Origin of the sequence: Pseudoroseomonas cervicalis ATCC 49957 (assembly GCF_000164635.1) — a bacterium.
GTDB classification, from domain to species: Bacteria; Pseudomonadota; Alphaproteobacteria; order Acetobacterales; family Acetobacteraceae; genus Pseudoroseomonas; species Pseudoroseomonas cervicalis.
In genome coordinates this window covers 225581-228234 of record NZ_GG770781.1, presented here as the reverse complement: position 1 = coordinate 228234, position 2654 = coordinate 225581, and the positions used below count along the sequence as shown (strand labels likewise).

3 protein-coding genes are annotated in these 2654 nt (G+C 73.4%); all 3 read left to right on the top strand.

The features are described from left to right. Window positions 1-398 (top strand): nucleotide-binding domain containing protein (locus tag HMPREF0731_RS16085; protein ID WP_007005232.1); only part of this gene is annotated, 398 nt, incomplete at its 5' end. Then, entirely contained in the window at window positions 395-1402 is a 1008-nt protein-coding gene (gene pdxA, locus HMPREF0731_RS16080) for a 4-hydroxythreonine-4-phosphate dehydrogenase PdxA (RefSeq protein ID WP_007005231.1), read from the top strand. The genes HMPREF0731_RS16085 and pdxA, both read left to right, overlap by 4 nt. A gap of 93 nt (window positions 1403-1495) precedes the next feature. Beyond that, window positions 1496-2269, top strand: coding sequence for a DeoR/GlpR family DNA-binding transcription regulator (locus HMPREF0731_RS16075; protein ID WP_007005230.1), 774 nt, complete (start codon window positions 1496-1498; stop codon window positions 2267-2269). Window positions 2270-2654: the final 385 nt, after the last annotated feature.

Genomic DNA, 2654 nt, shown 5'->3' with positions numbered 1-2654 from the left:
GCCAGGCGGCGGTCCTGGCGGCGCTGCGCGCGGGCGCGGATGCGCTGGTGACGATCGAGGCGGCGGGCGAGGCGGTGGAGCTTGCCGGCGGCGCCGTGCTGGCCGAGAGGCTGGCGCTGCTGCTGCAGCCGGCCGGGCCGCACCTGGCCGGGCTCTTCGCCACGGGGGGCGAGACGGCGCGGGCGCTGCTGCCGCGCCTTGGCCTGGCCGGGCTGTGGCTGGCCGAGGAGGTGGAGCCGGGCATGCCGCTCGGCCACGGGATCGGCGATGGTTCGGCGCCGGGGGATGCGATGGCGGGGCTGCCGGTGGTCACCAAGGCCGGCGGCTTCGGCGATGCGGGTACGATTTCGCGGGCGCTGTCCAGGCTGCGCCGCGCTGCAGGGAAGGACAGGCCATGACGCAGGATACGCGTCCGATCGTCGCCATCACCATGGGCGACGCCTCGGGCATCGGGCCGGAGATCATCATGAAGGCGCTGGCGCGGCCGGAGGTGCGCGCGCTGTGCCGCCCGCTGGTGGTGGGCGATGCCGCCCGGCTGCGCGAGGCCGGCGCCATCCTCGGCAGCGCGCTGGAGGTGGTGGCCCGCCAGACGCCCCAGGGCGCGACCTATGCCGAGGGCGTGGTCGAGTGCATCGATCTCGGCCTGATCCCGGCCGGGCATCCCTTCGGCCAGCTTTCCCCCGTCTCGGGCGAGGGCTCCTACCGCTTCATCGAGCGCGCCACGCGGCTGGTCGAGGCGGGGGAGGCGGATGCCATCTGCACCGCGCCGCTGTCGAAGGAGGCGCTGCACGCCGCCGGCCATAAGTATCCCGGCCATACCGAGCTGCTGGCGCATCTGACCGGCACGCCGGAGGTGTCGATGATGCTGGTGGCGCCGCGCCTGCGCGTCATCCATGTCACCACGCATATCGGTCTGGTGGATGCGATCCGGAAGATCGAGCCGGGGCTGGTGGAGCGGGTGATCGCGCGCGGCCATGCGACGCTGGTGAAGTCGGGCATTGCCGATCCGCGCATCGGTGTCTGCGGCATCAACCCGCATGCCGGGGAGAACGGGCTGTTCGGCCAGGGCGAGGAGGCGGAGAAGATCATTCCCGCCGTGCAGGCCTGCCGCGCCAGGGGCTGGAAGGTGGATGGCCCGCTGCCGGCGGACACGCTGTTCTTCCGTGCCACGCGCGGCGATTTCGACCTGGTGGTCGCCATGTATCACGACCAGGGCCATGGCCCGGTGAAGGTGCTGGGCCTTGAGGCCGGGGTGAACATCACGGTGGGGCTGCCGGTGATCCGCACCTCGGTCGACCATGGCACGGCCTTCGACATTGCCGGCAAGGGCGTGGCCGATGATGGCAGCCTGGTCGAGGCGCTGCGCCAGGCGGTCGACCTCGCCCCCCGCCGCGCCCACTGATGGCGGGGTCCGGGGGGACCCTGTCCCCCCGGCGGGAGGGTCTGGGAGGGCGGAGCCCTCCCAGTTTTCCTTCATTTCGCCTACCCTGACCTGATGCGACAGAAACGCGCGCGGCGCGACGAGATCCTGACGGCGCTGGAGGCTGGCAGCGCCGATGTGGAGGCGCTGGCGGCGCGGTTCGGCGTCTCCGCCTCCACCATAAGACGCGACCTGCAGGACCTGTCGGCGCAGCACCCGATCGCGCGCACCTATGGCGGTGCCATGCTGGCCGGTTCTGCGGTGGAGCAGAGCCTGGGCACCCGCGCCACGCAGCGCCGCCCGGCCAAGGCGGCCATCGCCGAGGCGGCGCTGGCGCTGCTGGCGGAGGGGGAGACGCTGATCCTCGATGGCGGCTCGACGGTGGAGGCGCTGGGGCGGCGGCTGCCGGGCTGGCTTTCGGGACGGCGGCTGCGGGTCATCACCAACAACCTGCCGCTGATCCCGGTGCTGGCCGGCGCGCCGGGGCTGGAGCTGATCGTGCTGGGCGGCGTGGTGCGGCCGATCAGCATGGGCACCACCGGGCCGTTTGCCGAGCAGAGCCTGCGGCAGATGAGCGCCGACCGGCTGTTCACCAGCGCCGACGGGCTGCTGCCTGGCTACGGGCTGTGCGAGGCGACGCCGGAGCAGGTTTCCCTGAAGTCGCTGATGATGCGGCAGGCGGCGTCGGTGGTGGTGCTGGCCGATGCCAGCAAGCTTGGCCAGGGCAAGCAGCCTTTCTGGGCGCCGCTGCCGCCGGGCGCCGTGCTGGTGACCGATGCGGCCGAGGCGGAATGCGCCCCCTACCGGGCCGAGGGGCTGCGGGTGATCCGGGTGGCGCCGCCCGGCTGAACGGGGCCGTCAGCGGGCATCGCGGCTGGGCGGCAGGCGCGGCGGCGGATGGCGAAGGGCCGGGCGTGGCGGTCCGGGAGCGCGGGCGGCTGGGTGGGCCATGGCGCATGGTTCCACCGGGGCATTCGAACGCAACAAGAACAGACGGCTGGCCCCGCGCTCCCGCCCGGCCGCGGCAGCCCCACGCCCCGGAACGTGATCCTTGCTCCGATTGCTGCGCCCGCCCAGGCTGCGTTAGCAGCTTGGCTTTTACGGAGGATGGCGCGCATGGCGCAGTTCGTTGCCGGCGTCCCGCTGCGCCGGGCATGGCCCGGCCGCGGGCGCAAGGCTTTGGCCCTGGCCCTGGTGACGCTGGCGGCGATTCCCGCCGCCGCGCTGGCGCAGC

What these genes read in the sequence shown, in the direction of transcription:
- pdxA (WP_007005231.1), top strand. Translation starts at nt 395, where the DNA reads ATGACGCAGGATACGCGTCCGATCGTCGCCATCACCATGGGCGACGCC.
- HMPREF0731_RS16075 (WP_007005230.1), top strand. Translation starts at nt 1,496, where the DNA reads ATGCGACAGAAACGCGCGCGGCGCGACGAGATCCTGACGGCGCTGGAG.